The organism is Mycobacterium tuberculosis complex sp. N0072 (assembly GCF_030323725.1).
Classification (GTDB): Bacteria; Actinomycetota; Actinomycetes; order Mycobacteriales; family Mycobacteriaceae; genus Mycobacterium; species Mycobacterium tuberculosis.
On sequence record NZ_CP040689.1, the window covers coordinates 342,892 to 368,180 of the forward strand.

The following is a 25,289-nucleotide window of genomic DNA, read 5'->3' on the forward strand; positions in this document are numbered from 1 at the left end:
CCGGCTGGGACTTGCATTGCGGCGCGCCGTGGTGTGGAATAGTGGTAATGAAAATCATGTTCATCAGTCCTCTGTGGTGTTTACGGCTATGACGCTGTGGATGGCCTCGCCGCCCGAGGTGCATTCGGCGTTGCTCAGCAGCGGGCCGGGGCCGGGCTCGGTGTTGTCGGCGGCCGGGGTGTGGTCGTCGCTGAGCGCCGAATACGCCGCGGTCGCCGACGAGCTCATAGGGTTGCTGGGCGCCGTGCAGACCGGCGCTTGGCAGGGGCCCAGCGCCGCGGCTTATGTGGCCGCCCACGCGCCGTACCTCGCGTGGTTAATGCGGGCCAGCGAAACCAGCGCGGAAGCGGCCGCCCGGCACGAGACCGTGGCCGCGGCCTACACGACCGCGGTGGCGGCCATGCCGACGTTGGTCGAGCTGGCCGCCAACCACACGCTTCACGGGGTCTTGGTGGCGACGAACTTCTTCGGCATCAACACCATCCCGATCGCGCTCAACGAGGCCGACTACGCGCGGATGTGGACGCAGGCCGCCAGCACGATGGCGACCTATCAAGCGGTCGCCGAGGCCGCGGTGGCGTCGGCACCGCAGACCACCCCGGCGCCGCCGATCTTGGCAGCCGAAGCGGCCGACGATGACCACGATCATGACCACGATCACGGGGGCGAACCGACCCCGCTGGACTATCTGGTCGCGGAGATATTGCGCATCATCAGCGGTGGGCGCCTGATCTGGGATCCCGCCGAGGGCACCATGAACGGAATCCCGTTCGAAGATTATACGGACGCAGCCCAACCAATCTGGTGGGTTGTTCGTGCCATCGAATTCAGTAAGGACTTTGAAACGTTTGTTCAGAAACTGTTTGTCAATCCGGTGGAGGCATTTCAGTTCTACTTTGAGCTTCTATTGTTCGACTACCCGACCCACATTGTGCAGATTGTTGAGGCGTTGAGCCAGTCCCCGCAGTTGCTGGCGGTCGCACTCGGTTCCGTCATCTCCAACTTGGGTGCGGTGACCGGGTTCGCCGGGCTATCCGGCTTGGCCGGCATGCAGCCGGCGGCTATCCCGGCGCTAGCACCCGTCGCGGCGGCCCCGCCGACATTGCCGGCGGTCGCGATGGCCCCGACCATGGCCGCGCCGGGTGCGGCGGTTGCGTCGGCAGCCGCGCCGGCGTCCGCGCCGGCGGCCAGCACGGTGGCCAGCGCCACGCCGGCACCGCCGCCGGCACCCGGCGCCGCCGGGTTCGGCTATCCCTACGCCATCGCTCCGCCCGGCATCGGGTTCGGCTCGGGGATGAGCGCCAGCGCCAGCGCTCAACGCAAGGCACCACAGCCCGATAGTGCGGCGGCGGCGGCGGCCGCGGCGGCCGTACGTGACCAAGCGCGGGCGCGGCGGCGGCGCCGTGTCACGCGGCGCGGATACGGCGACGAGTTTATGGATATGAACATCGACGTCGATCCGGACTGGGGCCCTCCGCCCGGCGAAGACCCAGTCACATCCACGGTGGCCTCGGATCGGGGTGCCGGACATCTGGGCTTTGCCGGGACGGCCCGCAGGGAGGCGGTTGCCGACGCGGCCGGGATGACCACGCTGGCTGGCGATGATTTCGGCGACGGGCCAACGACGCCAATGGTGCCGGGTTCGTGGGATCCGGACCGGGATGCGCCTGGCTCGGCGGAGCCTGGAGATCGGGGCTGAGCTAGCCGCGTAGGGTCGATTGGGTGCGTACCGAAGGTGATAGCTGGGACATCACAACGAGTGTCGGTTCGACCGCGCTGTTTGTCGCGACGGCGCGAGCGCTGGAAGCCCAGAAGTCCGACCCGCTGGTCGTCGACCCATATGCGGAGGCGTTCTGCCGTGCCGTCGGCGGTTCGTGGGCCGATGTGCTCGACGGCAAGCTTCCCGACCACAAGTTGAAGAGCACCGATTTCGGCGAGCACTTCGTCAACTTCCAGGGTGCCCGCACCAAGTATTTCGACGAGTATTTCCGTCGGGCCGCCGCCGCCGGCGCGCGGCAGGTGGTCATCCTGGCGGCGGGGCTGGACTCGCGCGCGTACCGGCTGCCTTGGCCCGACGGGACCACGGTTTTTGAGCTGGACCGCCCGCAGGTCCTTGATTTCAAGCGCGAGGTGCTCGCCAGCCACGGTGCCCAACCGCGCGCCCTGCGCCGCGAGATCGCCGTCGACCTGCGTGACGATTGGCCACAAGCCTTGCGGGACAGTGGTTTCGATGCGGCTGCACCGTCGGCATGGATTGCCGAAGGGCTGCTGATCTATCTCCCGGCCACCGCCCAGGAGCGGCTATTCACCGGCATCGATGCCCTGGCCGGGCGCCGAAGCCACGTCGCCGTCGAGGATGGTGCCCCAATGGGGCCAGACGAATATGCGGCTAAGGTCGAAGAGGAGCGCGCCGCGATCGCCGAGGGAGCCGAGGAGCACCCGTTTTTTCAACTGGTCTACAACGAGCGATGCGCGCCGGCCGCCGAGTGGTTCGGCGAGCGAGGTTGGACCGCGGTCGCTACGCTGTTGAACGACTACCTCGAAGCGGTGGGTCGCCCGGTACCCGGACCGGAATCCGAAGCCGGGCCGATGTTCGCCCGCAACACCCTGGTCAGTGCCGCCCGCGTCTGACGGCGCACCGTTCGCGCTGCCGGCACCCCGGGCTCCATAATGAAAATCATGTTCAGTAAGCTACACTCTGCATATCGGGCTACCAACGAAATGGAGTATCGGTCATGATCTTGCCAGCCGTGCCTAAAAGCTTGGCCGCAGGGCCGAGTCGATTGGTCGCGGTCGCCTCGACAGTTAGCTTATGCAATGCTAACTTCGGGGCAAAGTTCAGGCGGATCGGCCGATGGCGGGCGTAGGTGCAGGAGACAGCGGAGGCGTGGAGCGTGATGACATTGGCATGGTGGCCGCTTCCCCCGTCGCGTCTCGGGTAAATGGCAAGGTAGACGCTGACGTCGTCGGTCGATTTGCCACCTGCTGCCGTGCCCTGGGCATCGCGGTTTACCAGCGTAAACGTCCGCCGGACCTGGCTGCCGCCCGGTCTGGTTTCGCCGCGCTGACCCGCGTCGCCCATGACCAGTGCGACGCCTGGACCGGGCTGGCCGCTGCCGGCGACCAGTCCATCGGGGTGCTGGAAGCCGCCTCGCGCACGGCGACCACGGCTGGTGTGTTGCAGCGGCAGGTGGAACTGGCCGATAACGCCTTGGGCTTCCTGTACGACACCGGGCTGTACCTGCGTTTTCGTGCCACCGGACCTGACGATTTCCACCTCGCGTATGCCGCTGCGTTGGCTTCGACGGGCGGGCCGGAGGAGTTTGCCAAGGCCAATCACGTGGTGTCCGGTATCACCGAGCGCCGCGCCGGCTGGCGTGCCGCCCGTTGGCTCGCCGTGGTCATCAACTACCGCGCCGAGCGCTGGTCGGATGTCGTGAAGCTGCTCACTCCGATGGTTAATGATCCCGACCTCGACGAGGCCTTTTCGCACGCGGCCAAGATCACCCTGGGCACCGCACTGGCCCGACTGGGCATGTTTGCCCCGGCGCTGTCTTATCTGGAGGAACCCGACGGTCCTGTCGCGGTCGCTGCTGTCGACGGTGCACTGGCCAAAGCGCTGGTGCTGCGCGCGCATGTGGATGAGGAGTCGGCCAGCGAAGTGCTGCAGGACTTGTATGCGGCTCACCCCGAAAACGAACAGGTCGAGCAGGCGCTGTCGGATACCAGCTTCGGGATCGTCACCACCACAGCCGGGCGGATCGAGGCCCGCACCGATCCGTGGGATCCGGCGACCGAGCCCGGCGCGGAGGATTTCGTCGATCCCGCGGCCCACGAACGCAAGGCCGCGCTGCTGCACGAGGCCGAACTCCAACTCGCCGAGTTCATCGGCCTCGACGAGGTCAAACGCCAGGTGTCGCGGCTGAAGAGCTCAGTGGCCATGGAACTGGTCCGCAAGCAGCGTGGGCTCACGGTCGCCCAACGCACGCACCACTTGGTGTTTGCCGGACCGCCCGGGACCGGCAAGACCACCATTGCCCGGGTGGTCGCCAAGATCTATTGCGGCCTTGGCTTGTTGAAGCGGGAGAACATCCGCGAGGTCCATCGCGCCGACCTCATCGGCCAACACATCGGCGAGACCGAGGCGAAAACCAACGCGATCATCGACAGCGCGCTGGACGGGGTGCTGTTCCTCGACGAGGCCTACGCCCTGGTGGCCACCGGCGCCAAGAACGACTTCGGGTTGGTGGCCATTGACACCTTGTTGGCCAGGATGGAAAACGACCGCGACCGGCTGGTGGTCATCATCGCCGGCTATCGCGCCGACCTGGACAAATTCCTGGACACCAACGAGGGACTTCGGTCGCGTTTCACCCGCAACATCGACTTTCCCTCCTACACGTCCCATGAGCTGGTGGAGATCGCGCACAAGATGGCCGAACAGCGAGACAGCGTCTTCGAACAGTCCGCGCTGCACGATTTGGAGGCGTTGTTCGCCAAGTTGGCGGCGGAGTCGACACCAGATACCAACGGAATCTCGCGACGTAGCCTCGACATCGCGGGCAATGGTCGGTTTGTGCGCAACATCGTCGAACGCTCCGAAGAAGAGCGTGAATTCCGGCTGGACCATTCCGAACATGCCGGATCCGGTGAGTTCAGCGACGAGGAGCTGATGACCATCACGGCCGACGACGTGGGTAGATCGGTAGAGCCGCTATTGCGTGGCCTCGGGCTCTCGGTGCGGGCATGACGAACCAGCAGCACGACCACGACTTCGACCACGACCGTCGCTCGTTCGCCTCCCGAACCCCGGTCAACAACAACCCCGACAAGGTTGTCTACCGCCGCGGCTTCGTCACCCGCCATCAGGTGACGGGCTGGCGGTTCGTGATGCGCCGAATCGCCGCCGGAATCGCATTGCACGACACCCGCATGCTGGTCGACCCGTTGCGCACTCAGTCACGCGCGGTGCTGATGGGTGTGCTGATTGTGATCACGGGGTTGATCGGCTCGTTCGTATTCTCGTTGATTCGGCCCAATGGGCAGGCGGGTAGCAACGCGGTGCTTGCCGACCGGTCCACCGCGGCGCTGTATGTGCGGGTGGGCGAGCAGCTGCACCCGGTGCTCAACCTGACCTCGGCCCGGCTGATCGTCGGCCGGCCGGTGAGCCCGACGACGGTGAAAAGTACTGAGTTGGACCAGTTTCCGCGCGGAAACCTGATCGGCATCCCGGGTGCGCCGGAGCGGATGGTGCAGAACACCTCCACCGACGCGAACTGGACGGTGTGTGACGGCCTCAACGCACCGTCGCGGGGCGGTGCGGATGGCGTGGGTGTGACGGTGATTGCCGGCCCGCTGGAGGACACCGGCGCACGCGCGGCCGCGCTCGGGCCCGGGCAGGCGGTGCTGGTCGACAGCGGCGCCGGCACCTGGCTGTTGTGGGACGGCAAGCGCAGCCCGATTGATCTGGCCGATCATGCGGTCACCAGCGGCCTCGGCCTGGGCGCCGACGTGCCCGCGCCGCGGATCATCGCCTCGGGGCTGTTCAACGCGATACCCGAAGCACCGCCACTGACGGCGCCGATCATCCCGGATGCCGGCAACCCGGCGAGCTTCGGTGTGCCGGCGCCGATCGGCGCGGTGGTGAGTTCCTACGCCCTGAAAGACTCGGGCAAGACCATATCGGACACCGTGCAGTACTACGCGGTGCTGCCGGACGGTTTGCAGCAGATTTCGCCGGTATTGGCGGCAATCCTGCGCAACAACAACTCCTATGGTCTGCAGCAGCCGCCTCGGCTGGGGGCCGACGAGGTCGCCAAGCTGCCGGTGTCGCGGGTGTTGGACACCAGGCGCTATCCCAGCGAGCCGGTAAGTCTCGTCGACGTTACCCGTGACCCCGTCACCTGCGCGTACTGGAGCAAGCCGGTGGGTGCGGCCACCAGCTCGTTGACTCTGTTGGCAGGCTCGGCGCTGCCGGTGCCAGATGCGGTGCACACCGTCGAGCTGGTCGGCGCCGGCAACGGTGGTGTGGCAACCCGAGTGGCGTTAGCGGCCGGTACTGGCTACTTCACCCAGACGGTGGGCGGCGGCCCAGATGCGCCGGGCGCCGGGTCGTTGTTCTGGGTGTCGGATACCGGGGTGCGTTACGGTATCGACAATGAGCCTCAGGGAGTGGCTGGAGGCGGCAAAGCGGTTGAGGCCCTTGGCCTGAACCCGCCCCCGGTCCCCATCCCGTGGTCGGTGCTGTCGCTGTTTGTGCCCGGCCCGACGCTGTCGCGTGCCGACGCGCTGCTGGCACACGACACCTTGGTGCCCGACAGCAGGCCCGCTCGTCCGGTATCGGCCGAGGGAGGGTACCGGTGAGCAGACTGATCTTTGAGGCTCGTCGCCGACTGGCGCCGCCGAGCAGCCACCAGGGCACCATCATCATCGAGGCGCCTCCCGAGCTGCCTCGGGTGATCCCACCGTCACTGCTACGACGAGCGCTGCCTTATCTGATCGGGATCCTCATCGTGGGGATGATCGTGGCGCTGGTCGCCACCGGGATGCGGGTGATTTCTCCGCAGACGTTGTTCTTCCCATTTGTGCTGCTGTTGGCGGCCACCGCGCTCTACCGCGGCAACGACAAGAAGATGCGCACCGAGGAGGTCGACGCCGAACGGGCCGACTACCTACGTTACCTATCGGTGGTGCGGGACAACATTCGGGCCCAGGCCGCCGAGCAGCGGGCCAGCGCGTTGTGGTCTCATCCTGACCCGACGGCGTTGGCGTCGGTGCCGGGGTCACGTCGCCAATGGGAGCGTGACCCGCACGACCCCGACTTTTTGGTGTTGCGGGCCGGCCGGCACACGGTACCGCTGGCTACTACGCTGCGAGTCAACGACACCGCCGACGAGATCGACCTGGAACCGGTGTCGCACAGTGCATTACGCAGCCTGCTCGACACCCAGCGCAGCATTGGCGACGTGCCGACCGGGATCGACCTGACCAAGGTTTCGCGGATCACCGTGCTGGGGGAGCGCGCACAGGTGCGCGCGGTGTTACGCGCCTGGATCGCTCAGGCGGTGACCTGGCACGACCCGACGGTGCTCGGGGTGGCGCTGGCCGCGCGTGATCTGGAGGGTCGCGATTGGAACTGGCTGAAGTGGTTACCGCACGTGGACATTCCCGGCCGCCTCGATGCGCTGGGCCCGGCCCGCAATCTGTCGACCGATCCCGACGAGCTCATCGCGCTGCTGGGGCCCGTCCTGGCAGACCGCCCGGCGTTTACCGGGCAGCCAACAGATGCGTTGCGGCACTTGCTGATCGTCGTCGATGACCCGGACTACGACCTGGGCGCATCGCCGCTGGCGGTGGGCCGCGCGGGTGTCACCGTCGTGCACTGCTCGGCCAGTGCGCCGCACCGGGAACAGTATTCGGATCCGGAAAAGCCGATCCTGCGGGTGGCTCACGGCGCTATCGAACGCTGGCAGACAGGCGGCTGGCAGCCCTACATCGACGCCGCCGACCAATTCAGCGCTGATGAGGCCGCCCACCTGGCGCGCCGACTGTCGCGGTGGGACTCCAACCCCACCCATGCCGGGCTGCGCTCGGCGGCCACTCGCGGCGCGAGTTTCACCACACTGCTGGGCATCGAGGACGCATCCCGACTGGATGTGCCCGCGCTGTGGGCGCCGCGACGACGCGACGAGGAGTTACGCGTGCCGATCGGTGTCACTGGCACCGGCGAGCCGCTGATGTTCGACCTCAAAGACGAAGCCGAGGGCGGGATGGGCCCGCACGGGCTGATGATCGGCATGACCGGTTCGGGCAAGTCGCAGACTTTGATGTCGATTCTGTTGTCGCTGTTGACCACACACTCCGCGGAGCGGCTCATCGTCATCTACGCCGACTTCAAGGGTGAGGCCGGCGCCGACAGTTTCCGAGATTTCCCGCAGGTGGTTGCGGTGATCTCGAATATGGCCGAGAAGAAGTCGTTGGCTGATCGGTTCGCCGACACGCTGCGCGGCGAGGTGGCTCGTCGCGAGATGCTGCTGCGTGAGGCCGGCCGCAAGGTCCAGGGCAGCGCGTTCAACTCGGTGCTCGAGTATGAAAACGCCATCGCCGCAGGGCATAGCCTGCCGCCCATCCCGACACTGTTCGTGGTCGCCGACGAGTTCACCTTGATGCTGGCCGATCACCCGGAATACGCGGAGCTGTTCGACTATGTGGCCCGCAAGGGTCGCTCGTTTCGCATCCACATCCTATTCGCGTCCCAGACACTGGACGTGGGCAAGATCAAAGACATCGACAAGAACACCGCCTATCGGATTGGGCTGAAAGTGGCCAGCCCCAGCGTTTCTCGCCAGATCATCGGCGTGGAGGACGCCTACCACATCGAGTCGGGCAAAGAACACAAAGGCGTGGGCTTTTTGGTGCCCGCGCCCGGTGCCACCCCGATAAGGTTCCGCAGCACCTATGTCGACGGGATCTATGAACCGCCGCAGACGGCTAAAGCCGTTGTCGTGCAATCCGTTCCGGAGCCCAAGCTGTTCACCGCCGCCGCGGTGGAACCGGATCCGGGCACGGTGATCGCCGATACTGACGAACAAGAACCCGCCGACCCACCACGCAAACTGATCGCGACCATCGGCGAACAACTGGCCCGCTACGGTCCGCGGGCGCCGCAGTTGTGGCTGCCGCCACTCGACGAAACGATCCCACTGAGCGCGGCGTTGGCCCGCGCCGGGGTGGGCCCCCGGCAGTGGCGCTGGCCGCTGGGGGAGATCGACAGGCCCTTCGAGATGCGGCGCGACCCGTTGGTGTTTGACGCTAGGTCGTCGGCCGGAAATATGGTGATCCACGGCGGCCCCAAGTCCGGCAAATCCACTGCGCTGCAGACATTCATCCTCTCAGCTGCTAGCCTGCACTCGCCGCACGAGGTTAGCTTCTATTGCCTGGACTACGGCGGTGGGCAGCTGCGGGCGCTACAGGATCTAGCGCACGTCGGCAGTGTCGCCTCAGCGCTGGAACCCGAACGCATCCGCCGCACCTTCGGCGAGCTCGAGCAACTGCTGTTGTCCCGGCAGCAGCGGGAAGTATTCCGTGACCGGGGTGCTAATGGCTCGACCCCCGACGACGGGTTCGGTGAGGTGTTCCTGGTCATCGACAATCTCTATGGCTTCGGCCGCGATAACACCGATCAGTTCAACACCCGTAATCCGTTGCTGGCCAGGGTAACCGAACTGGTCAACGTGGGCCTTGCCTACGGGATCCACGTGATCATTACCACGCCGAGCTGGCTGGAAGTGCCGTTGGCGATGCGCGACGGGCTCGGGCTGCGTCTCGAGCTGCGACTGCACGACGCGCGCGACAGCAACGTGCGGGTGGTCGGCGCCCTGCGCCGCCCGGCCGACGCCGTCCCGCACGACCAGCCCGGCCGCGGACTGACCATGGCCGCCGAGCACTTCCTGTTCGCGGCTCCAGAACTGGACGCGCAAACAAACCCGGTGGCCGCGATCAACGCCCGCTACCCCGGCATGGCGGCTCCCCCGGTTCGGTTGTTGCCCACCAACCTTGCGCCGCACGCCGTCGGCGAACTGTATCGGGGTCCCGACCAACTGGTGATTGGCCAGCGCGAAGAAGACCTGGCGCCGGTGATACTCGACCTCGCCGCCAACCCGCTGCTGATGGTGTTCGGCGATGCCAGGTCAGGAAAGACGACGCTGCTGCGCCACATCATCCGCACCGTCCGCGAGCACTCCACCGCCGACCGGGTCGCGTTCACCGTGCTGGACCGCCGGCTACACCTGGTCGACGAACCACTGTTCCCCGACAACGAGTACACCGCCAACATCGATCGGATCATCCCGGCGATGCTCGGGCTGGCCAACCTCATCGAGGCGCGCCGGCCGCCGGCCGGGATGTCTGCGGCCGAGCTGTCCCGCTGGACCTTTGCCGGGCACACCCACTACCTGATCATCGACGACGTCGACCAGGTACCGGATTCGCCGGCGATGACCGGTCCCTACATCGGACAGCGGCCGTGGACCCCGCTGATCGGTCTCCTGGCCCAGGCCGGCGACTTGGGGCTACGGGTGATTGTCACCGGGCGTGCCACTGGATCGGCGCACCTGCTGATGACAAGTCCGTTGCTGCGCCGGTTCAACGACCTGCAGGCGACCACGCTGATGTTGGCAGGCAATCCGGCCGACAGCGGCAAGATTCGCGGTGAGCGGTTTGCCCGATTGCCTGCTGGACGAGCAATTCTGTTGACCGACAGTGATAGTCCAACCTACGTGCAGTTGATCAACCCGCTGGTCGATGCGGCCGCGGTTTCTGGTGAAACCCAACAGAAGGGGAGTCAGTCATGACGTTGCGAGTGGTTCCGGAGGGGCTGGCCGCAGCCAGCGCTGCGGTGGAAGCGCTGACGGCGCGGTTGGCCGCCGCGCATGCGAGCGCAGCGCCGGTGATTACCGCGGTAGTGCCGCCGGCGGCGGATCCGGTGTCGCTGCAGACCGCGGCCGGGTTCAGTGCACAGGGCGTCGAGCACGCGGTCGTCACCGCCGAAGGTGTCGAAGAGCTGGGACGCGCCGGCGTTGGTGTGGGCGAATCCGGCGCCAGCTACCTGGCCGGTGATGCGGCCGCCGCCGCTACGTACGGGGTCGTGGGCGGCTGAGCATGGCCGCGCCCATCTGGATGGCTTCGCCGCCGGAGGTACATTCGGCGTTGCTTAGCAATGGTCCGGGCCCGGGTTCGCTAGTGGCGGCTGCCACGGCCTGGAGCCAGCTGAGTGCCGAGTATGCCTCGACGGCAGCAGAACTCAGCGGGCTACTGGGGGCGGTACCTGGTTGGGCATGGCAGGGGCCCAGCGCGGAGTGGTACGTGGCCGCGCATTTGCCATATGTGGCGTGGCTGACGCAGGCCAGTGCGGATGCCGCAGGAGCAGCGGCCCAGCACGAGGCCGCCGCGGCGGCCTACACCACTGCCTTGGCAGCCATGCCGACATTAGCGGAGTTGGCCGCCAACCACGTGATTCACACCGTGTTGGTGGCGACGAATTTCTTTGGGATCAACACGATTCCCATCACGCTCAATGAGGCCGATTACGTGCGCATGTGGTTGCAGGCGGCCGCCGTCATGGGTCTTTATCAGGCGGCTTCGGGTGCGGCACTGGCTTCGGCGCCGCGCACCGTCCCGGCGCCGACGGTTATGAATCCAGGTGGCGGTGCGGCCAGCACTGTCGGGGCGGTCAACCCCTGGCAGTGGCTCTTAGCGTTGCTTCAACAGCTCTGGAACGCCTACACGGGTTTCTACGGGTGGATGTTGCAGCTCATCTGGCAGTTCCTGCAGGATCCCATTGGTAACTCGATCAAGATCATCATCGCCTTCCTCACGAATCCCATTCAGGCACTGATCACTTACGGGCCGCTGTTGTTCGCGCTGGGCTACCAGATTTTCTTCAACCTGGTCGGCTGGCCGACCTGGGGCATGATCTTGAGCTCGCCGTTCTTGTTGCCGGCCGGGCTCGGGCTGGGCTTGGCAGCAATAGCCTTTCTACCTATTGTGCTTGCGCCCGCGGTGATTCCGCCGGCGAGTACTCCGCTGGCTGCTGCCGCCGTCGCCGCCGGGTCGGTGTGGCCGGCGGTCAGCATGGCCGTAACGGGGGCGGGCACCGCTGGGGCTGCGACGCCCGCGGCGGGCGCGGCTCCGTCTGCGGGCGCAGCGCCGGCCCCGGCAGCTCCCGCGACCGCCAGTTTCGCCTATGCGGTGGGTGGCAGCGGTGATTGGGGGCCGAGCTTGGGGCCGACGGTAGGTGGTCGCGGTGGTATCAAGGCGCCGGCCGCTACGGTTCCGGCGGCGGCCGCGGCGGCGGCAACTCGTGGGCAGTCGCGCGCGCGGCGGCGCCGGCGGTCTGAATTGCGGGACTACGGCGACGAGTTCTTGGACATGGATTCCGATAGCGGTTTCGGCCCCTCGACGGGCGACCACGGCGCGCAGGCCTCCGAACGGGGGGCCGGGACGCTGGGATTCGCCGGGACCGCAACCAAAGAACGCCGGGTCCGGGCGGTCGGGCTGACCGCACTGGCCGGTGATGAGTTCGGCAACGGCCCCCGGATGCCGATGGTGCCGGGGACCTGGGAGCAGGGCAGCAACGAGCCCGAGGCGCCCGACGGATCGGGGAGAGGGGGAGGCGACGGCTTACCGCACGACAGCAAGTAACCGAATTCCGAATCACGTGGACCCGTACGGGTCGAAAGGAGAGATGTTATGAGCCTTTTGGATGCTCATATCCCACAGTTGGTGGCCTCCCAGTCGGCGTTTGCCGCCAAGGCGGGGCTGATGCGGCACACGATCGGTCAGGCCGAGCAGGCGGCGATGTCGGCTCAGGCGTTTCACCAGGGGGAGTCGTCGGCGGCGTTTCAGGCCGCCCATGCCCGGTTTGTGGCGGCGGCCGCCAAAGTCAACACCTTGTTGGATGTCGCGCAGGCGAATCTGGGTGAGGCCGCCGGTACCTATGTGGCCGCCGATGCTGCGGCCGCGTCGACCTATACCGGGTTCTGATCGAACCCTGCTGACCGAGAGGACTTGTGATGTCGCAAATCATGTACAACTACCCCGCGATGTTGGGTCACGCCGGGGATATGGCCGGATATGCCGGCACGCTGCAGAGCTTGGGTGCCGAGATCGCCGTGGAGCAGGCCGCGTTGCAGAGTGCGTGGCAGGGCGATACCGGGATCACGTATCAGGCGTGGCAGGCACAGTGGAACCAGGCCATGGAAGATTTGGTGCGGGCCTATCATGCGATGTCCAGCACCCATGAAGCCAACACCATGGCGATGATGGCCCGCGACACGGCCGAAGCCGCCAAATGGGGCGGCTAGCTCGCGCTACATGGATGCAACACCCAACGCCGTCGAGCTGACGGTCGACAACGCTTGGTTCATCGCTGAAACCATTGGGGCGGGGACCTTTCCGTGGGTGCTGGCGATCACGATGCCCTATAGTGATGCCGCCCAGCGGGGTGCGTTCGTCGACCGTCAGCGCGACGAGCTGACCCGGATGGGGCTGTTATCGCCGCAGGGTGTTATCAACCCTGCGGTCGCCGACTGGATCAAAGTGGTGTGCTTCCCGGACCGCTGGCTTGACCTGCGTTATGTGGGGCCGGCCTCGGCCGACGGCGCCTGCGAGCTGCTACGTGGCATCGTCGCGCTGCGCACCGGCACCGGTAAGACCTCCAACAAGACCGGAAACGGTGTTGTTGCGCTGCGTAATGCGCAGCTGGTCACGTTCACCGCGATGGATATCGACGACCCCCGGGCGCTGGTTCCGATTCTTGGTGTCGGTTTGGCGCACCGGCCGCCGGCGCGGTTCGACGAGTTCAGCTTGCCGACGCGGGTGGGCGCGCGGGCCGACGAACGGCTGCGGTCCGGCGTGCCACTCGGGGAAGTCGTTGACTATCTGGGTATTCCGGCGTCCGCACGGCCGGTGGTGGAGTCCGTCTTCTCGGGGCCGCGCAGCTACGTCGAGATCGTCGCCGGGTGCAACCGTGACGGCCGGCACACCACCACCGAGGTCGGCCTAAGCATCGTCGACACCTCGGCGGGCCGGGTGTTGGTGAGTCCGTCGCGGGCATTCGACGGCGAGTGGGTCTCCACCTTCAGCCCTGGGACACCGTTTGCGATCGCCGTCGCGATCCAAACACTGACCGCGTGCTTGCCAGACGGGCAATGGTTCCCGGGACAGCGGGTGTCGCGGGACTTCTCCACCCAATCCTCGTAATCAGAAACCAGAAAGTGAGCACGATGTCCCAGGAACGGTCCCGCTGATGTCCGGCACCGTCATGCAGATCGTCCGCGTCGCCATTCTTGCGGACAGCAGGTTGACCGAGATGGCCCTGCCCGCGGAGTTGCCACTGCGCGAAATCCTGCCCGCGGTACAACGCTTGGTGGTTCCCTCGGCGCAAAACGGCGATGGTGGCCAAGCCGACTCCGGCGCTGCCGTGCAACTGAGTTTGGCGCCCGTCGGCGGGCAGCCGTTTAGCTTGGATGCCAGCCTGGACACCGTCGGTGTCGTCGACGGTGATCTGTTGGTGTTGCAGCCGGTGCCCGCCGGTCCGGCCGCGCCGGGCATCGTCGAAGACATCGCCGACGCCGCGATGATCTTTTCGACGTCGCGGTTAAAGCCCTGGGGCATAGCGCATATCCAACGAGGAGCGCTGGCCGCGGTGATTGCCGTGGCTCTGCTGGCTACCGGTTTGACGGTGACCTATCGGGTTGCCACCGGTGTGCTGGCCGGGCTGCTGGCGGTGGCCGGGATCGCGGTGGCTAGCGCGCTGGCCGGATTGTTGATCACCATCCGTTCGCCACGTTCGGGTATCGCGCTGTCGATCGCCGCGCTGGTCCCCATCGGCGCGGCCCTGGCGTTGGCGGTGCCAGGAAAGTTCGGGCCGGCGCAGGTATTGCTGGGTGCAGCTGGGGTAGCCGCATGGTCGCTGATCGCGCTGATGATTCCCAGCGCCGAACGGGAACGCGTCGTCGCCTTCTTCACCGCAGCGGCGGTGGTCGGGGCGTCGGTGGCGCTGGCGGCCGGTGCGCAATTGCTGTGGCAGCTGCCGTTGTTGAGCATCGGCTGCGGGCTGATTGTGGCGGCGCTGTTGGTCACCATCCAGGCGGCTCAGCTTTCCGCACTGTGGGCGCGGTTCCCGTTGCCGGTGATCCCGGCGCCGGGGGATCCCACCCCGTCGGCCCCGCCGTTGCGCCTGCTGGAGGATTTGCCTCGGCGGGTGCGGGTCAGTGACGCCCATCAAAGCGGCTTCATCGCCGCGGCCGTGCTGCTCAGCGTGTTGGGGTCGGTGGCCATCGCGGTGCGCCCAGAGGCGCTCAGCGTTGTGGGCTGGTATCTGGTGGCGGCGACTGCGGCCGCGGCCACCCTGCGCGCGCGGGTGTGGGATTCGGCCGCATGCAAGGCGTGGCTGCTGGCTCAGCCCTATCTGGTAGCCGGGGTCCTGTTGGTGTTCTACACCGCGACCGGACGCTATGTCGCCGCGTTCGGCGCGGTGCTGGTGCTAGCCGTGCTCATGCTGGCCTGGGTTGTGGTGGCACTGAACCCGGGCATCGCTTCGCCGGAGAGCTACTCGCTGCCGCTGCGCCGGCTGCTGGGTTTGGTCGCCGCCGGGCTGGATGTTTCGCTGATCCCCGTCATGGCCTACCTGGTCGGATTGTTCGCTTGGGTGCTCAACAGATGATCCGTGCCGCATTTGCGTGTCTGGCGGCGACCGTGGTCGTTGCGGGGTGGTGGACGCCGCCGGCGTGGGCGATCGGGCCGCCGGTGGTGGACGCCGCCGCGCAACCGCCCAGCGGAGACCCGGGACCGGTGGCGCCGATGGAACAACGCGGTGCGTGCAGCGTCTCCGGTGTTATCCCGGGCACCGATCCAGGCGTACCGACGCCCAGCCAAACGATGCTGAATCTGCCTGCGGCTTGGCAGTTTTCCCGGGGTGAGGGCCAGCTGGTGGCGATCATCGACACCGGGGTGCAGCCGGGCCCGCGACTGCCCAACGTCGATGCCGGTGGTGACTTCGTGGAGTCGACCGACGGGCTGACCGATTGTGACGGGCATGGCACCCTGGTCGCCGGAATCGTCGCCGGCCAGCCCGGTAATGACGGCTTCTCTGGTGTGGCGCCGGCGGCGCGGCTGCTGTCCATCAGGGCGATGTCTACGAAGTTCTCACCGCGCACATCGGGGGGCGATCCGCAGCTGGCGCAGGCCACACTTGACGTCGCGGTGCTGGCCGGTGCCATCGTTCATGCGGCCGACCTTGGTGCCAAGGTGATCAACGTCTCCACGATCACCTGCCTACCCGCCGATCGGATGGTCGACCAGGCCGCGCTGGGCGCGGCGATCCGGTATGCGGCGGTGGACAAGGACGCGGTGATCGTGGCGGCCGCGGGAAACACCGGAGCGAGCGGATCGGTCAGCGCGTCGTGTGATTCCAACCCGTTGACCGATCTGAGCCGCCCAGACGATCCGCGGAACTGGGCGGGCGTCACCTCGGTGTCCATCCCGTCGTGGTGGCAGCCCTACGTGTTGTCGGTGGCGTCGCTCACATCCGCCGGGCAGCCATCGAAATTCAGCATGCCCGGGCCGTGGGTGGGCATCGCCGCACCCGGGGAAAACATTGCGTCGGTGAGTAACTCAGGCGACGGCGCCCTGGCTAACGGACTGCCCGACGCCCACCAGAAACTGGTGGCTCTCAGCGGCACCAGCTACGCGGCCGGCTATGTCTCCGGGGTGGCCGCGCTGGTCCGCAGCCGCTATCCCGGGCTGAACGCCACCGAGGTGGTGCGCCGGCTGACCGCCACCGCGCACCGCGGCGCCCGAGAGTCCTCCAACATCGTCGGCGCCGGCAACCTGGACGCGTTGGCGGCCCTGACCTGGCAACTGCCCGCCGAACCCGGGGGCGGTGCCGCACCGGCCAAGCCGGTCGCCGATCCGCCGGTCCCGGCGCCCAAAGACACCACACCGCGCAACGTCGCATTCGCCGGAGCAGCCGCGCTGAGCGTGCTGGTCGGGCTCACAGCCGCGACTGTCGCGATAGCGCGCCGACGAAGGGAGCCCACCGAATGAACCCGATCCCTTCTTGGCCCGGCAGGGGCCGGGTCACGTTGGTGCTGCTGGCGGTGGTGCCTGTAGCGCTGGCCTACCCCTGGCAATCGACACGCGATTACGTGCTGCTGGGCGTGGCCGCCGCCGTCGTGATTGGGCTATTCGGCTTCTGGCGCGGGCTGTATTTCACCACGATCGCGCGCCGCGGGTTGGCAATCCTGCGCCGCCGACGCCGGATTGCCGAGCCCGCAACGTGCACGCGCACAACGGTGCTGGTGTGGGTTGGGCCGCCGGCATCGGATACGAACGTGCTGCCGCTGACGCTGATCGCCCGGTATTTGGACCGATACGGCATCCGCGCCGACACGATTCGCATCACCAGCCGCGTCACCGCATCCGGCGACTGCCGGACCTGGGTCGGGTTGACGGTGGTCGCCGACGATAACCTGGCGGCGCTGCAGGCCCGGTCAGCGCGCATCCCCTTGCAAGAGACCGCGCAGGTCGCGGCGCGCCGGCTCGCCGACCATCTGCGCGAAATCGGTTGGGAGGCTGGTACGGCCGCACCCGACGAGATCCCAGCGTTGGTGGCTGCGGATTCTCGCGAGACGTGGCGCGGAATGCGGCACACCGACTCGGATTACGTTGCGGCATATCGGGTCAGCGCCGATGCCGAGTTGCCCGATACGTTGCCCGCGATCCGGTCGCGTCCGGCGCAGGAGACCTGGATCGCGCTGGAGATCGCATATGCCGCCGGGTCATCAACCCGCTACACGGTGGCCGCTGCCTGCGCATTGCGGACCGATTGGCGGCCTGGCGGCACCGCACCGGTGGCCGGCCTGCTCCCGCAACACGGAAACCACGTGCCAGCCCTGACAGCCTTGGATCCGCGATCCACCCGCCGACTCGACGGGCACACCGATGCTCCTGCCGACCTGCTGACCCGGCTGCACTGGCCTACTCCTACCGCCGGCGCCCACCGGGCACCGCTGACCAACGCCGTCAGTCGAACATGAGGCCCTGCAGGAACACGGTCATCCGCCGCAGATAGTCCAACTGGCTCACATGCAGCAGGTGGCTGCCGGGGAACCAGTGCAGCGCACAGCGATCCCACTGCTTCCACAGCGTTACCGCGTGCTCGGGTGGAGCCATTCGATCGCCAAGGCCGGTGATGATCATCCGCCGGTCCTTAGGTAGCAGCGGCCGATAGTTCAGTGGGCCGTGGTAGGCCAGCCCGGCGATCAGCTCATCACGGCTGATGTTGGTTAGCCGCAGTCCTAGCTTGACGAGCTTATTGGCCGGAAACCATTCGTCGAACAGCTTGGCGGGCATGACGACGGGGCAGTTGGGGATGACAGCCTCAAGCCGACTTTCGACCGAAGCCAGCAGCGCAGACGTGTAGCCCCCCAGGGATATACCCGTCAGGGCGATACGGTCGACGCCGATGTGGCGCAGGTAGTCCACGATGGAACGAAAGTCATACACTGCCTGCGCCATCGCCTCGGCGAAGCCGCTCAATCCGCTAGTGAAATAGCCGAAACCGCTAAACGGCGAGAACTTTTCGGCCCGCTGGCCGTGAAACGGCAACGTGTACAGCAAAACGTCGTAGCCGGACCGGTAATACCAAGGCAGCGAAAAGAACAGCCCGTTGAGCAAGTATGACGATCCCATGAAGCCGTGGATGACGCACAGCGTAGGACGCGGGCCGTCGCGGTGGCGCCAATGCTGCGCGTGCACAATGTTGTTGGCGGTCAATGCACTCCACCGCTGGCGCATCGTGGGGTTGATCGCCCGGAAGCCGCTGGCAAATGCGATGTTGTCCACGGTGCCGCGCGCAACCCATTCGGTGAGCGGGCTGGCCGGCCGCGAGGTGACCTTGGGCAACTCCGTCGGCGCCGGAAAGGACTTCGCCGGATCATGCGCTGCCGCAAGTTCGGCGTAGAAGTTCAGGTTGCTGCGCTCGCTGCCTTCGTTGACGTGACGTAGTGCGTTGGCGACAACGGCCGGAGTCACCGTCGCGGACAGCACCGACGCGACCGCGGTGCGCAGCGCGACATCGGCGATCGCCGAAGACTCGACGAGTATCCGCTGGCGGGCCGACAGCACCGAGCGCGAGGGCAGGCCCTCGGCGCCGGCATCCGCGCCGGGGACGTCGGGAATGGGGACGGGCGGACCGATCGCGTCGGCAGTGAACGTCCCTGACATCTCGGACATCAATGTCGATGGTAATCGCCAATGTGGCTGACCGCTGAAGGTTTCGACTGTATCGTCAATTTCTCACTCGGTCGAGCGCTTGTCCAGGAGCACGTACATGTGGGATCCCGACGTCTACCTGGCTTTTTCGGGTCATCGCAACCGCCCGTTCTACGAGTTGGTGTCACGGGTGGGTCTCGAGCGGGCGCGCCGCGTGGTCCACCTGGGGTGCGGGCCCGGCCACCTGACACGCTACCTGGCACGACGATGGCCCGGCGCGGTGATCGAGGCTCTGGACAGCTCACCGGAGATGGTCGCTGCCGCGGCCGAACGCGGGATCGACGCCACCACCGGTGACCTGCGGGACTGGAAACCAAAGCCCGACACCGATGTGGTGGTGAGCAACGCTGCGTTGCATTGGGTGCCTGAGCATTCCGACCTGTTGGTCCGGTGGGTCGACGAGCTGGCGCCGGGATCATGGATCGCTGTTCAGATCCCCGGCAACTTCGAGACGCCGTCGCACGCCGCGGTACGGGCGTTGGCCCGCCGCGAGCCGTATGCAAAGCTAATGCGCGACATACCTTTTCGTGTGGGCGCGGTGGTCCAATCTCCGGCGTATTACGCGGAGCTGCTGATGGACACCGGCTGCAAGGTCGACGTGTGGGAGACCACGTACCTACACCAGCTGACCGGCGAGCACCCGGTGTTGGACTGGATTACCGGAAGCGCGCTGGTCCCAGTGCGTGAGCGGCTCAGCGATGAGAGCTGGCAGCAGTTTCGGCAGGAGCTCATTCCGCTGCTGAACGACGCCTACCCGCCACGGGCCGACGGTAGCACCATCTTTCCCTTCCGGCGGCTGTTCATGGTCGCCGACGTTGGTGGCGCGCGCCGCTCAGGTGGGTAGCCCCAGCCGCGGCGCCTCCGCTCGGTACCGGTCGACCCACTCATCAGAGCGCTGGTTGGCCTGCCGTTCCAGCATCGGTGCGGGCGCCAGTTTGGGATCCTGGCCGATGGCGTCAAGCACACTGGCCACAATCGCGGTCAGGTTGCGCCATAACACCGGGTAGGCGATATCGATCGGATCGATGCCTTCCTCGGCAAACCAAGCGCGCCAGCCGTTTTCCTGATCGCGCAGATTCCTGATGATGTGGGCGATGGCACCGGCGTGGTAGACGGCCTGCGAGTCGCGCTTGGGGTCCGGATGGCCCCGCCAAACCTGGGTTTGCACGGCGCGCCAGAACGACACCGCTTGTGACACCACATCGGGCCGGTGGACGTGCACGAAAACCGGTTCGTTGCCAATGACGTCGCGGATTGCCGCGCGCAAGCCATCCCCGGAGCGATCCGGCAATTGTGCTGCGCGTTGCTGCAGCAGCGCAGTCTGATTCCACATCAACTTGCCGCCCCAGACGCCGTTGGGCGTGCGACCGGAGGTGCGGACGTGCTCACGCCAGGCAACCGGCGTCGCGGTGTCCGGTGTACCGGGGTCCAGCGGATCGAGCAATTGCAGGATCGTGTCATCGTCGACCCCAGCGAACCACTCCCGGGGCTGGGGGGCCATCCCGGTGCTAGGCAGGTATTGGAAGAACTCCTGTGGTTCCCCGGCACAGCCCGTCGCGCGCAGCGATTCCACCAGCAGCGTGCTGCCGCTGCGTTGGGTGGCGAGCACCAGATACGGTCTCACAGCGCGGGACATCCGATGAGCCTAGCTGCAGTGTTCGTCGATGCCGCGGTCGGCGGCGATCGCTGACCGGCCCGTTGGCGTCTTGCGGTGGATCCGCAGATACGTTTCGGTGTAGCGCTCGGCGATGCGGGAACCGGCGAAGTCCGACGGAATGACGTCGGCCGTGCGCTGTCGCCAATCATGCAGTCGCACGGCCAGATCGGCCGCGATCGCGGCCACGCCCTGGGTGCTGTCGTCGCCGGCTAACAGGTTATTGGTCTCGGTGGGATCGGCGCGTAGATCGTAGAGTTCCCGCTGCGGGCGGGGCGCCTTGACCAACGGTGCGACGGCCATGCCGGCCGGGCTTTCCTGGATATCCCACGGTAGGTCCAGCAGCGGCCGGGGCGCGTAATTCTCGATGTAGCTGTATTCCTTGGTGCGGATTGCCCGAATCGGATCGAACGAGTCGTGATAGGTCTTGGCGGTGTATACGTGGTCACGCACCGCAGCGTTTTCAGTGTCCGGCGCGAGGAGGGCCGGTGCGTGTGACACACCCTCGACATCGGCGGGTACCTCGAGTCTCAGCAGGTCCAATAGCGTCGGAACCAGATCGACGCCGCTGAAAAGCTCGTCATAGACGCGAGGCGCCATCGCCCGGCGAGTGGGCGGGCGGATGATCAGCGCGATACCGGTTCCGGCGTCATACAGTGTGGACTTCGCCCGCGGAAATGCCGGACCGTGATCGGTGACGAACACCACCCAGGTGCTGGCGTCTAGGCCGGTATCGGCCAGTGTGTCAAGTAGCCGGCCAACCGCCTCGTCGGCTGTGGCGATAGAACCGTAGAACTCGGCGACGTCTTGGCGCACCTCGGGGGTATCGGGCAGATAGTCGGGCAGCTCGACGGCCGCGCTGTCGGCCGGCCGGTAGCGCTCATGCGGATAGGGCCGGTGGGTTTCGAAGAAGCCGGCGGTCAACAGGAACCGTTGTCCGTCTAACGCGGGCACGCGATTATGCAGCCAGTCCTGGGCTTTGGCGACCACGTATTCGCAGTAGGAGTTCGACACGTCGAATTCGTCGAAGCCCAGCCGCTTTGGGTAGGACGTCTCATGCTGCATACCGAAAAGAGCTGAGTACCAACCCGATTCGGATAGCAATTGCGGTAGGGTTTGGACCCCGGTGCGGTATTCCCAGCCGTGATGGGCCAGGCCGACCAACCCGTTGCTTTGCGGGTAGCGGCCGGTGAACAGCGAGCCCCGCGATGGTGTGCACAGCGGCGCGGTGGCATGTGCCCTGGTGAACAGGATGCCCTCGGCGGCAAGCCGGTCCAGCCGCGGGCTGTAGACGTCCGGATGGTGGTAGACGCCGAGATAGCGCCCCAGGTCGTGCCAGTGCACGATCAGCAGGTTCTCGCGCTGCCCTGTGGCACGCTCACTCGTCACCTTTGTCACCTCTCCAGCGAACCGCACCCGGCGCCGAAGCCGGACAATAGAGCCTATACGTCGCGAGGCACTAGATACGCCACCGATGATGGCGGTAGGCTCGCTGATTGAATCGCGGCGACGGCGTAGGCGTGTTGTGTCTTGGCGTCCAGGAGTCACGAGTCGACGGGAGGTTCCCGTGTCCTTTGTGATCGCACAACCGGAGATGATCGCGGCGGCGGCCGGTGAGTTGGCCAGCATCAGATCGGCGATCAACGCGGCCAATGCGGCGGCCGCGGCCCAGACCACCGGAGTCATGTCGGCGGCCGCCGACGAGGTGTCTACGGCGGTTGCCGCGCTGTTTTCCTCGCATGCCCAGGCCTATCAGGCCGCCAGCGCGCAAGCGGCCGCCTTTCACGCCCAGGTGGTGCGGACCCTGACCGTGGACGCGGGAGCGTATGCCAGCGCCGAGGCCGCCAACGCCGGGCCGAACATGCTGGCCGCGGTCAACGCCCCCGCCCAGGCGCTGTTGGGGCGCCCACTGATCGGCAACGGTGCCAACGGGGCGCCGGGCACCGGGCAGGCCGGCGGCGACGGTGGGCTGTTGTTCGGCAACGGCGGCAACGGCGGGTCCGGCGCACCCGGACAGGCCGGCGGGGCCGGCGGGGCGGCCGGGTTCTTCGGCAACGGTGGCAACGGCGGGGACGGCGGGGCCGGAGCGAACGGCGGCGCCGGCGGCACCGCCGGCTGGTTCTTCGGCTTCGGCGGCAACGGCGGGGCCGGCGGGATCGGTGTTGCCGGCATCAACGGCGGTCTCGGCGGCGCCGGCGGCGACGGCGGCAACGCCGGGTTCTTCGGCAACGGCGGCAACGACGGCATGGGCGGGGCCGGGGCGGCCGGCGTGAACGCCGTCAATCCCGGCCTGGCCACCCCGGTCACCCCGGCGGCCAACGGCGGCAACGGCCTCAACCTCGTCGGCGTTCCCGGCACCGCCGGTGGCGGCGCCGATGGCGCCAACGGCAGTGCCATTGGCCAGGCGGGCGGCGCTGGCGGTGACGGCGGCAACGCCTCCACGAGTGGGGGCATCGGGATCGCGCAAACCGGGGGCGCTGGCGGTGCCGGCGGCGACGGCGCACCCGGTGGCAACGGCGGCAATGGTGGCAGCGTCGAGCACACTGGCGCTACCGGCTCCTCTGCGAGCGGCGGCAATGGTGCCACCGGCGGGAACGGCGGGGTCGGTGCGCCCGGCGGTGCCGGCGGCAACGGCGGCCACGTCAGCGGCGGATCGGTCAACACAGCCGGCGCCGGTGGCAAAGGCGGCAACGGCGGCACCGGCGGCGCCGGCGGCCCGGGCGGCCACGGCGGCAGCGTTCTATCCGGCCCGGTTGGCGACAGTGGCAACGGTGGTGCCGGCGGGGACGGCGGGGGCGGGGTTAGCGCCACCGATATCGCCGGCACCGGCGGGCGCGGCGGCAACGGTGGTCATGGCGGGCTGTGGATCGGCAACGGCGGCGACGGTGGTGCGGGCGGTGTCGGCGGTGTCGGCGGGGCCGGTGCGGCTGGCGCGATCGGCGGCCACGGCGGCGATGGCGGCTCCGTAAATACCCCTATTGGCGGCAGCGAGGCCGGTGACGGCGGTAAGGGCGGCCTGGGCGGGGACGGCGGTGGGCGCGGGATATTCGGCCAGTTTGGGGCCGGCGGGGCCGGTGGTGCCGGAGGCGTCGGCGGCGCCGGCGGGGCTGGCGGGACCGGCGGCGGCGGCGGCAACGGTGGGGCCATTTTCAATGCCGGTACCCCCGGCGCCGCCGGCACGGGCGGTGACGGCGGTGTTGGCGGGACCGGTGCGGCCGGCGGGAAAGGCGGGGCCGGCGGTAGCGGCGGCGTCAACGGCGCCACCGGCGCCGACGGCGCCAAGGGCCTCGACGGTGCCACCGGCGGCAAAGGCAACAACGGCAACCCCGGCTGAGTCCGGATTCACCGAGTCTGTAGATACCGTGGTCCGCATTCGCAGTTTTGTGCGCCAACTACAGCCTCGATGACACGACCGCGGCGAATCCCGTTTCCCGGGTGCGGCGACACCGCGTCCTACGATTAGTAGGATCTCTGGTATGACGAAAGAGAAGATCTCCGTGACGGTGGACGCGGCCGTCCTCGCGGCGATCGACGCGGACGCCAGGGCGGCGGGTTTGAATCGGTCGGAAATGATTGAGCAGGCACTGCGCAACGAGCACCTGCGTGTCGCTCTGCGCGATTACACGGCTAAAACCGTACCGGCGTTGGACATCGATGCCTACGCACAGCGGGTGTACCAGGCGAACCGGGCGGCCGGAAGTTGATCGCTCCCGGCGACATCGCGCCGCGCCGCGACAGTGAACACGAGCTCTACGTCGCCGTCTTGTCCAACGCGCTCCATCGGGCCGCGGACACCGGACGGGTGATCACCTGCCCATTCATTCCGGGCCGGGTCCCCGAGGATCTCTTGGCGATGGTGGTGGCGGTCGAGCAACCCAACGGCACGCTGCTGCCGGAACTCGTGCAGTGGCTTCATGTTGCCGCGCTCGGTGCGCCACTCGGCAACGCGGGCGTGGCCGCCCTACGCGAGGCTGCCTCGGTCGTGACAGCTCTGCTCTGTTAGCCCTGTCACCGGCGAAGATACCTGATATCGCCAGATATCATCGGAAGATGAGTGATGTACTGATTCGGGACATCCCCGACGACGTGTTAGCAAGCCTTGACGCGATCGCGGCACGCTTGGGCTTGTCGCGGACCGAATACATCCGTCGGCGTTTAGCCCAGGATGCGCAGACGGCTCGCGTCACCGTGACAGCCGCGGATCTTCGACGCCTCAGGGGTGCGGTTGCCGGTCTGGGCGATCCCGAGCTTATGCGTCAGGCGTGGAGGTGACTGACCAGCGCTGGCTGATCGACAAGTCGGCGCTGGTGCGGCTCACGGACAGCCCTGACATGGAAATCTGGTCGAACCGGATCGAACGCGGCCTGGTACACATCACGGGCGTGACACGCTTGGAAGTAGGGTTCTCGGCCGAATGCGGGGAGATAGCGCGACGGGAGTTTCGTGAACCGCCGCTGTCTGCGATGCCCGTGGAATACCTAACCCCGAGAATTGAAGACCGTGCGCTCGAGGTGCAGACCTTGCTTGCCGACCGCGGACACCACCGTGGCCCGTCGATCCCGGATCTGCTCATCGCCGCGACAGCCGAACTGTCGGGCTTGACGGTACTGCACGTCGACAAGGACTTTGACGCCATCGCCGCGCTTACCGGTCAGAAAACAGAACGGCTCACGCATCGCCCGCCTTCCGCTTAAGGAGCCCGACCAACCCTTGTGATTGGCGTGGGGGGGCGCTAACGTAACTGTCTGTAACGTTCGATACAGAACTGGCGCCGGGGTGCGGCCGCGACTCTACGAGC

General features: G+C 67.1%; 22 protein-coding genes. 19 read left to right on the forward strand and 3 right to left on the reverse strand.

Annotated elements, in window-relative coordinates; genetic code table 11:
- Window positions 1-88: 88 nt before the first annotated feature.
- The 13 genes from FF952_RS01500 (at window position 89) to eccE3 (ending at window position 17,600) form a co-directional block, all read left to right on the forward strand.
- Window positions 89-1,699, forward strand: a complete 1,611-nt coding sequence (locus FF952_RS01500; protein ID WP_003902643.1) for a PPE family protein — start codon at window positions 89-91, stop codon at window positions 1,697-1,699.
- Window positions 1,700-1,722: 23 nt separating this feature from the next.
- Window positions 1,723-2,631 (forward strand): class I SAM-dependent methyltransferase, encoded by a 909-nt coding sequence (locus FF952_RS01505; protein ID WP_003401448.1) that lies wholly within the window; start codon window positions 1,723-1,725, stop codon window positions 2,629-2,631.
- Between the two features lie 256 nt (window positions 2,632-2,887).
- Entirely contained in the window at window positions 2,888-4,750 is a 1,863-nt protein-coding gene (gene eccA3 / locus FF952_RS01510; protein ID WP_003911145.1) for a type VII secretion system ESX-3 AAA family ATPase EccA3, read from the forward strand.
- Window positions 4,747-6,363, forward strand: a complete 1,617-nt coding sequence (eccB3, locus tag FF952_RS01515) for a type VII secretion system ESX-3 subunit EccB3 (protein ID WP_003401472.1) — start codon at window positions 4,747-4,749, stop codon at window positions 6,361-6,363. The genes eccA3 and eccB3 overlap by 4 nt, the downstream gene beginning before the upstream one ends.
- Window positions 6,360-10,352 carry a type VII secretion system ESX-3 FtsK/SpoIIIE family ATPase EccC3 gene (gene eccC3 / locus FF952_RS01520; RefSeq protein ID WP_003401478.1) on the forward strand — a complete coding sequence of 1,331 codons (3,993 nt, stop codon included), beginning with the start codon at window positions 6,360-6,362 and terminating at the stop codon, window positions 10,350-10,352. The genes eccB3 and eccC3 overlap by 4 nt, the downstream gene beginning before the upstream one ends.
- A complete protein-coding gene (locus FF952_RS01525; protein WP_003401485.1) occupies window positions 10,349-10,657 on the forward strand; it encodes a type VII secretion system ESX-3 target PE5 in 309 nt (102 codons plus the stop codon). Before eccC3 ends, FF952_RS01525 begins: the two co-directional genes overlap by 4 nt.
- Window positions 10,658-10,659: 2 nt before the next feature.
- The gene (locus FF952_RS01530; protein WP_003401488.1) at window positions 10,660-12,201 is read left to right on the forward strand and encodes a type VII secretion system ESX-3 target PPE4; all 1,542 of its coding nucleotides are present in this window, start codon (window positions 10,660-10,662) and stop codon (window positions 12,199-12,201) included.
- A gap of 48 nt (window positions 12,202-12,249) precedes the next feature.
- Window positions 12,250-12,543 carry a type VII secretion system protein EsxG gene (esxG, locus tag FF952_RS01535; protein WP_003401503.1) on the forward strand — a complete coding sequence of 98 codons (294 nt, stop codon included), beginning with the start codon at window positions 12,250-12,252 and terminating at the stop codon, window positions 12,541-12,543.
- A gap of 29 nt (window positions 12,544-12,572) precedes the next feature.
- Window positions 12,573-12,863 (forward strand): type VII secretion system effector EsxH, encoded by a 291-nt coding sequence (esxH, locus tag FF952_RS01540; protein WP_003401514.1) that lies wholly within the window; start codon window positions 12,573-12,575, stop codon window positions 12,861-12,863.
- 10 nt (window positions 12,864-12,873) lie between these two features.
- A complete protein-coding gene (gene espG3, locus FF952_RS01545) occupies window positions 12,874-13,761 on the forward strand; it encodes a type VII secretion system ESX-3 associated protein EspG3 (protein WP_003401521.1) in 888 nt (295 codons plus the stop codon).
- A gap of 46 nt (window positions 13,762-13,807) precedes the next feature.
- Window positions 13,808-15,226, forward strand: a complete 1,419-nt coding sequence (gene eccD3, locus FF952_RS01550) for a type VII secretion system ESX-3 subunit EccD3 (RefSeq protein ID WP_003401524.1) — start codon at window positions 13,808-13,810, stop codon at window positions 15,224-15,226.
- Window positions 15,223-16,608: a type VII secretion system ESX-3 serine protease mycosin MycP3 gene (gene mycP3, locus FF952_RS01555; protein ID WP_031653697.1), complete on the forward strand. Its 1,386-nt coding sequence runs from the start codon at window positions 15,223-15,225 to the stop codon at window positions 16,606-16,608. The genes eccD3 and mycP3 overlap by 4 nt, the downstream gene beginning before the upstream one ends.
- A complete protein-coding gene (eccE3, locus tag FF952_RS01560; protein WP_003401533.1) occupies window positions 16,605-17,600 on the forward strand; it encodes a type VII secretion system ESX-3 subunit EccE3 in 996 nt (331 codons plus the stop codon). Before mycP3 ends, eccE3 begins: the two co-directional genes overlap by 4 nt.
- On the opposite strand, the gene FF952_RS01565 is transcribed toward eccE3, so the two are convergent.
- Window positions 17,587-18,789 (reverse strand): alpha/beta fold hydrolase, encoded by a 1,203-nt coding sequence (locus FF952_RS01565; protein ID WP_003898396.1) that lies wholly within the window; start codon window positions 18,787-18,789, stop codon window positions 17,587-17,589. The genes eccE3 and FF952_RS01565 overlap by 14 nt on opposite strands.
- A gap of 106 nt (window positions 18,790-18,895) precedes the next feature.
- On the opposite strand from FF952_RS01565, the gene FF952_RS01570 reads away from it, so the two are divergent.
- Window positions 18,896-19,681, forward strand: a complete 786-nt coding sequence (locus FF952_RS01570) for a trans-aconitate 2-methyltransferase (protein ID WP_031653698.1) — start codon at window positions 18,896-18,898, stop codon at window positions 19,679-19,681.
- Here the strand turns inward: FF952_RS01570 and stf0 are convergent.
- Both stf0 and FF952_RS01580 read right to left on the reverse strand, forming a co-directional pair.
- On the reverse strand, window positions 19,670-20,473 hold the full coding sequence (stf0, locus tag FF952_RS01575; protein WP_003401540.1) for a trehalose 2-sulfotransferase: 804 nt from the start codon (window positions 20,471-20,473) through the stop codon (window positions 19,670-19,672). The two genes, FF952_RS01570 and stf0, sit on opposite strands and share 12 nt — an antisense overlap.
- Before the next feature lie 9 nt (window positions 20,474-20,482).
- Window positions 20,483-21,880 carry a sulfatase family protein gene (locus tag FF952_RS01580; protein WP_003401544.1) on the reverse strand — a complete coding sequence of 466 codons (1,398 nt, stop codon included), beginning with the start codon at window positions 21,878-21,880 and terminating at the stop codon, window positions 20,483-20,485.
- Between the two features lie 178 nt (window positions 21,881-22,058).
- Between FF952_RS01580 and FF952_RS01585 the strand changes: the two genes are divergently transcribed.
- From FF952_RS01585 to FF952_RS01605, 5 genes are all read left to right on the forward strand, one after another.
- Window positions 22,059-23,825, forward strand: coding sequence for a PE family protein (locus FF952_RS01585; protein ID WP_286450958.1), 1,767 nt, complete (start codon window positions 22,059-22,061; stop codon window positions 23,823-23,825).
- 142 nt (window positions 23,826-23,967) lie between these two features.
- Window positions 23,968-24,195: a ribbon-helix-helix protein, CopG family gene (locus FF952_RS01590; protein WP_003401555.1), complete on the forward strand. Its 228-nt coding sequence runs from the start codon at window positions 23,968-23,970 to the stop codon at window positions 24,193-24,195.
- Complete coding sequence (locus tag FF952_RS01595; protein WP_003401560.1) at window positions 24,192-24,494, forward strand: toxin-antitoxin system toxin; 303 nt, start codon at window positions 24,192-24,194, stop codon at window positions 24,492-24,494. The genes FF952_RS01590 and FF952_RS01595 overlap by 4 nt, the downstream gene beginning before the upstream one ends.
- A gap of 47 nt (window positions 24,495-24,541) precedes the next feature.
- On the forward strand, window positions 24,542-24,763 hold the full coding sequence (gene vapB2 / locus FF952_RS01600; protein ID WP_003401563.1) for a type II toxin-antitoxin system antitoxin VapB2: 222 nt from the start codon (window positions 24,542-24,544) through the stop codon (window positions 24,761-24,763).
- The gene (locus FF952_RS01605) at window positions 24,760-25,185 is read left to right on the forward strand and encodes a PIN domain nuclease (protein ID WP_003401566.1); all 426 of its coding nucleotides are present in this window, start codon (window positions 24,760-24,762) and stop codon (window positions 25,183-25,185) included. The genes vapB2 and FF952_RS01605 overlap by 4 nt, the downstream gene beginning before the upstream one ends.
- Window positions 25,186-25,289 lie beyond the last annotated feature (104 nt).

What these genes read in the sequence shown, in the direction of transcription:
- FF952_RS01590 (WP_003401555.1), top strand. Translation starts at nt 23,968, where the DNA reads ATGACGAAAGAGAAGATCTCCGTGACGGTGGACGCGGCCGTCCTCGCG.
- FF952_RS01565 (WP_003898396.1), bottom strand. Translation starts at nt 18,789, where the DNA reads ATGTCAGGGACGTTCACTGCCGACGCGATCGGTCCGCCCGTCCCCATT.
- mycP3 (WP_031653697.1), top strand. Translation starts at nt 15,223, where the DNA reads ATGATCCGTGCCGCATTTGCGTGTCTGGCGGCGACCGTGGTCGTTGCG.
- FF952_RS01570 (WP_031653698.1), top strand. Translation starts at nt 18,896, where the DNA reads ATGTGGGATCCCGACGTCTACCTGGCTTTTTCGGGTCATCGCAACCGC.
- stf0 (WP_003401540.1), bottom strand. Translation starts at nt 20,473, where the DNA reads ATGTCCCGCGCTGTGAGACCGTATCTGGTGCTCGCCACCCAACGCAGC.
- esxG (WP_003401503.1), top strand. Translation starts at nt 12,250, where the DNA reads ATGAGCCTTTTGGATGCTCATATCCCACAGTTGGTGGCCTCCCAGTCG.
- vapB2 (WP_003401563.1), top strand. Translation starts at nt 24,542, where the DNA reads ATGAGTGATGTACTGATTCGGGACATCCCCGACGACGTGTTAGCAAGC.
- FF952_RS01530 (WP_003401488.1), top strand. Translation starts at nt 10,660, where the DNA reads ATGGCCGCGCCCATCTGGATGGCTTCGCCGCCGGAGGTACATTCGGCG.
- esxH (WP_003401514.1), top strand. Translation starts at nt 12,573, where the DNA reads ATGTCGCAAATCATGTACAACTACCCCGCGATGTTGGGTCACGCCGGG.
- eccE3 (WP_003401533.1), top strand. Translation starts at nt 16,605, where the DNA reads ATGAACCCGATCCCTTCTTGGCCCGGCAGGGGCCGGGTCACGTTGGTG.
- eccD3 (WP_003401524.1), top strand. Translation starts at nt 13,808, where the DNA reads ATGTCCGGCACCGTCATGCAGATCGTCCGCGTCGCCATTCTTGCGGAC.
- FF952_RS01525 (WP_003401485.1), top strand. Translation starts at nt 10,349, where the DNA reads ATGACGTTGCGAGTGGTTCCGGAGGGGCTGGCCGCAGCCAGCGCTGCG.
- eccB3 (WP_003401472.1), top strand. Translation starts at nt 4,747, where the DNA reads ATGACGAACCAGCAGCACGACCACGACTTCGACCACGACCGTCGCTCG.
- FF952_RS01500 (WP_003902643.1), top strand. Translation starts at nt 89, where the DNA reads ATGACGCTGTGGATGGCCTCGCCGCCCGAGGTGCATTCGGCGTTGCTC.
- espG3 (WP_003401521.1), top strand. Translation starts at nt 12,874, where the DNA reads ATGGATGCAACACCCAACGCCGTCGAGCTGACGGTCGACAACGCTTGG.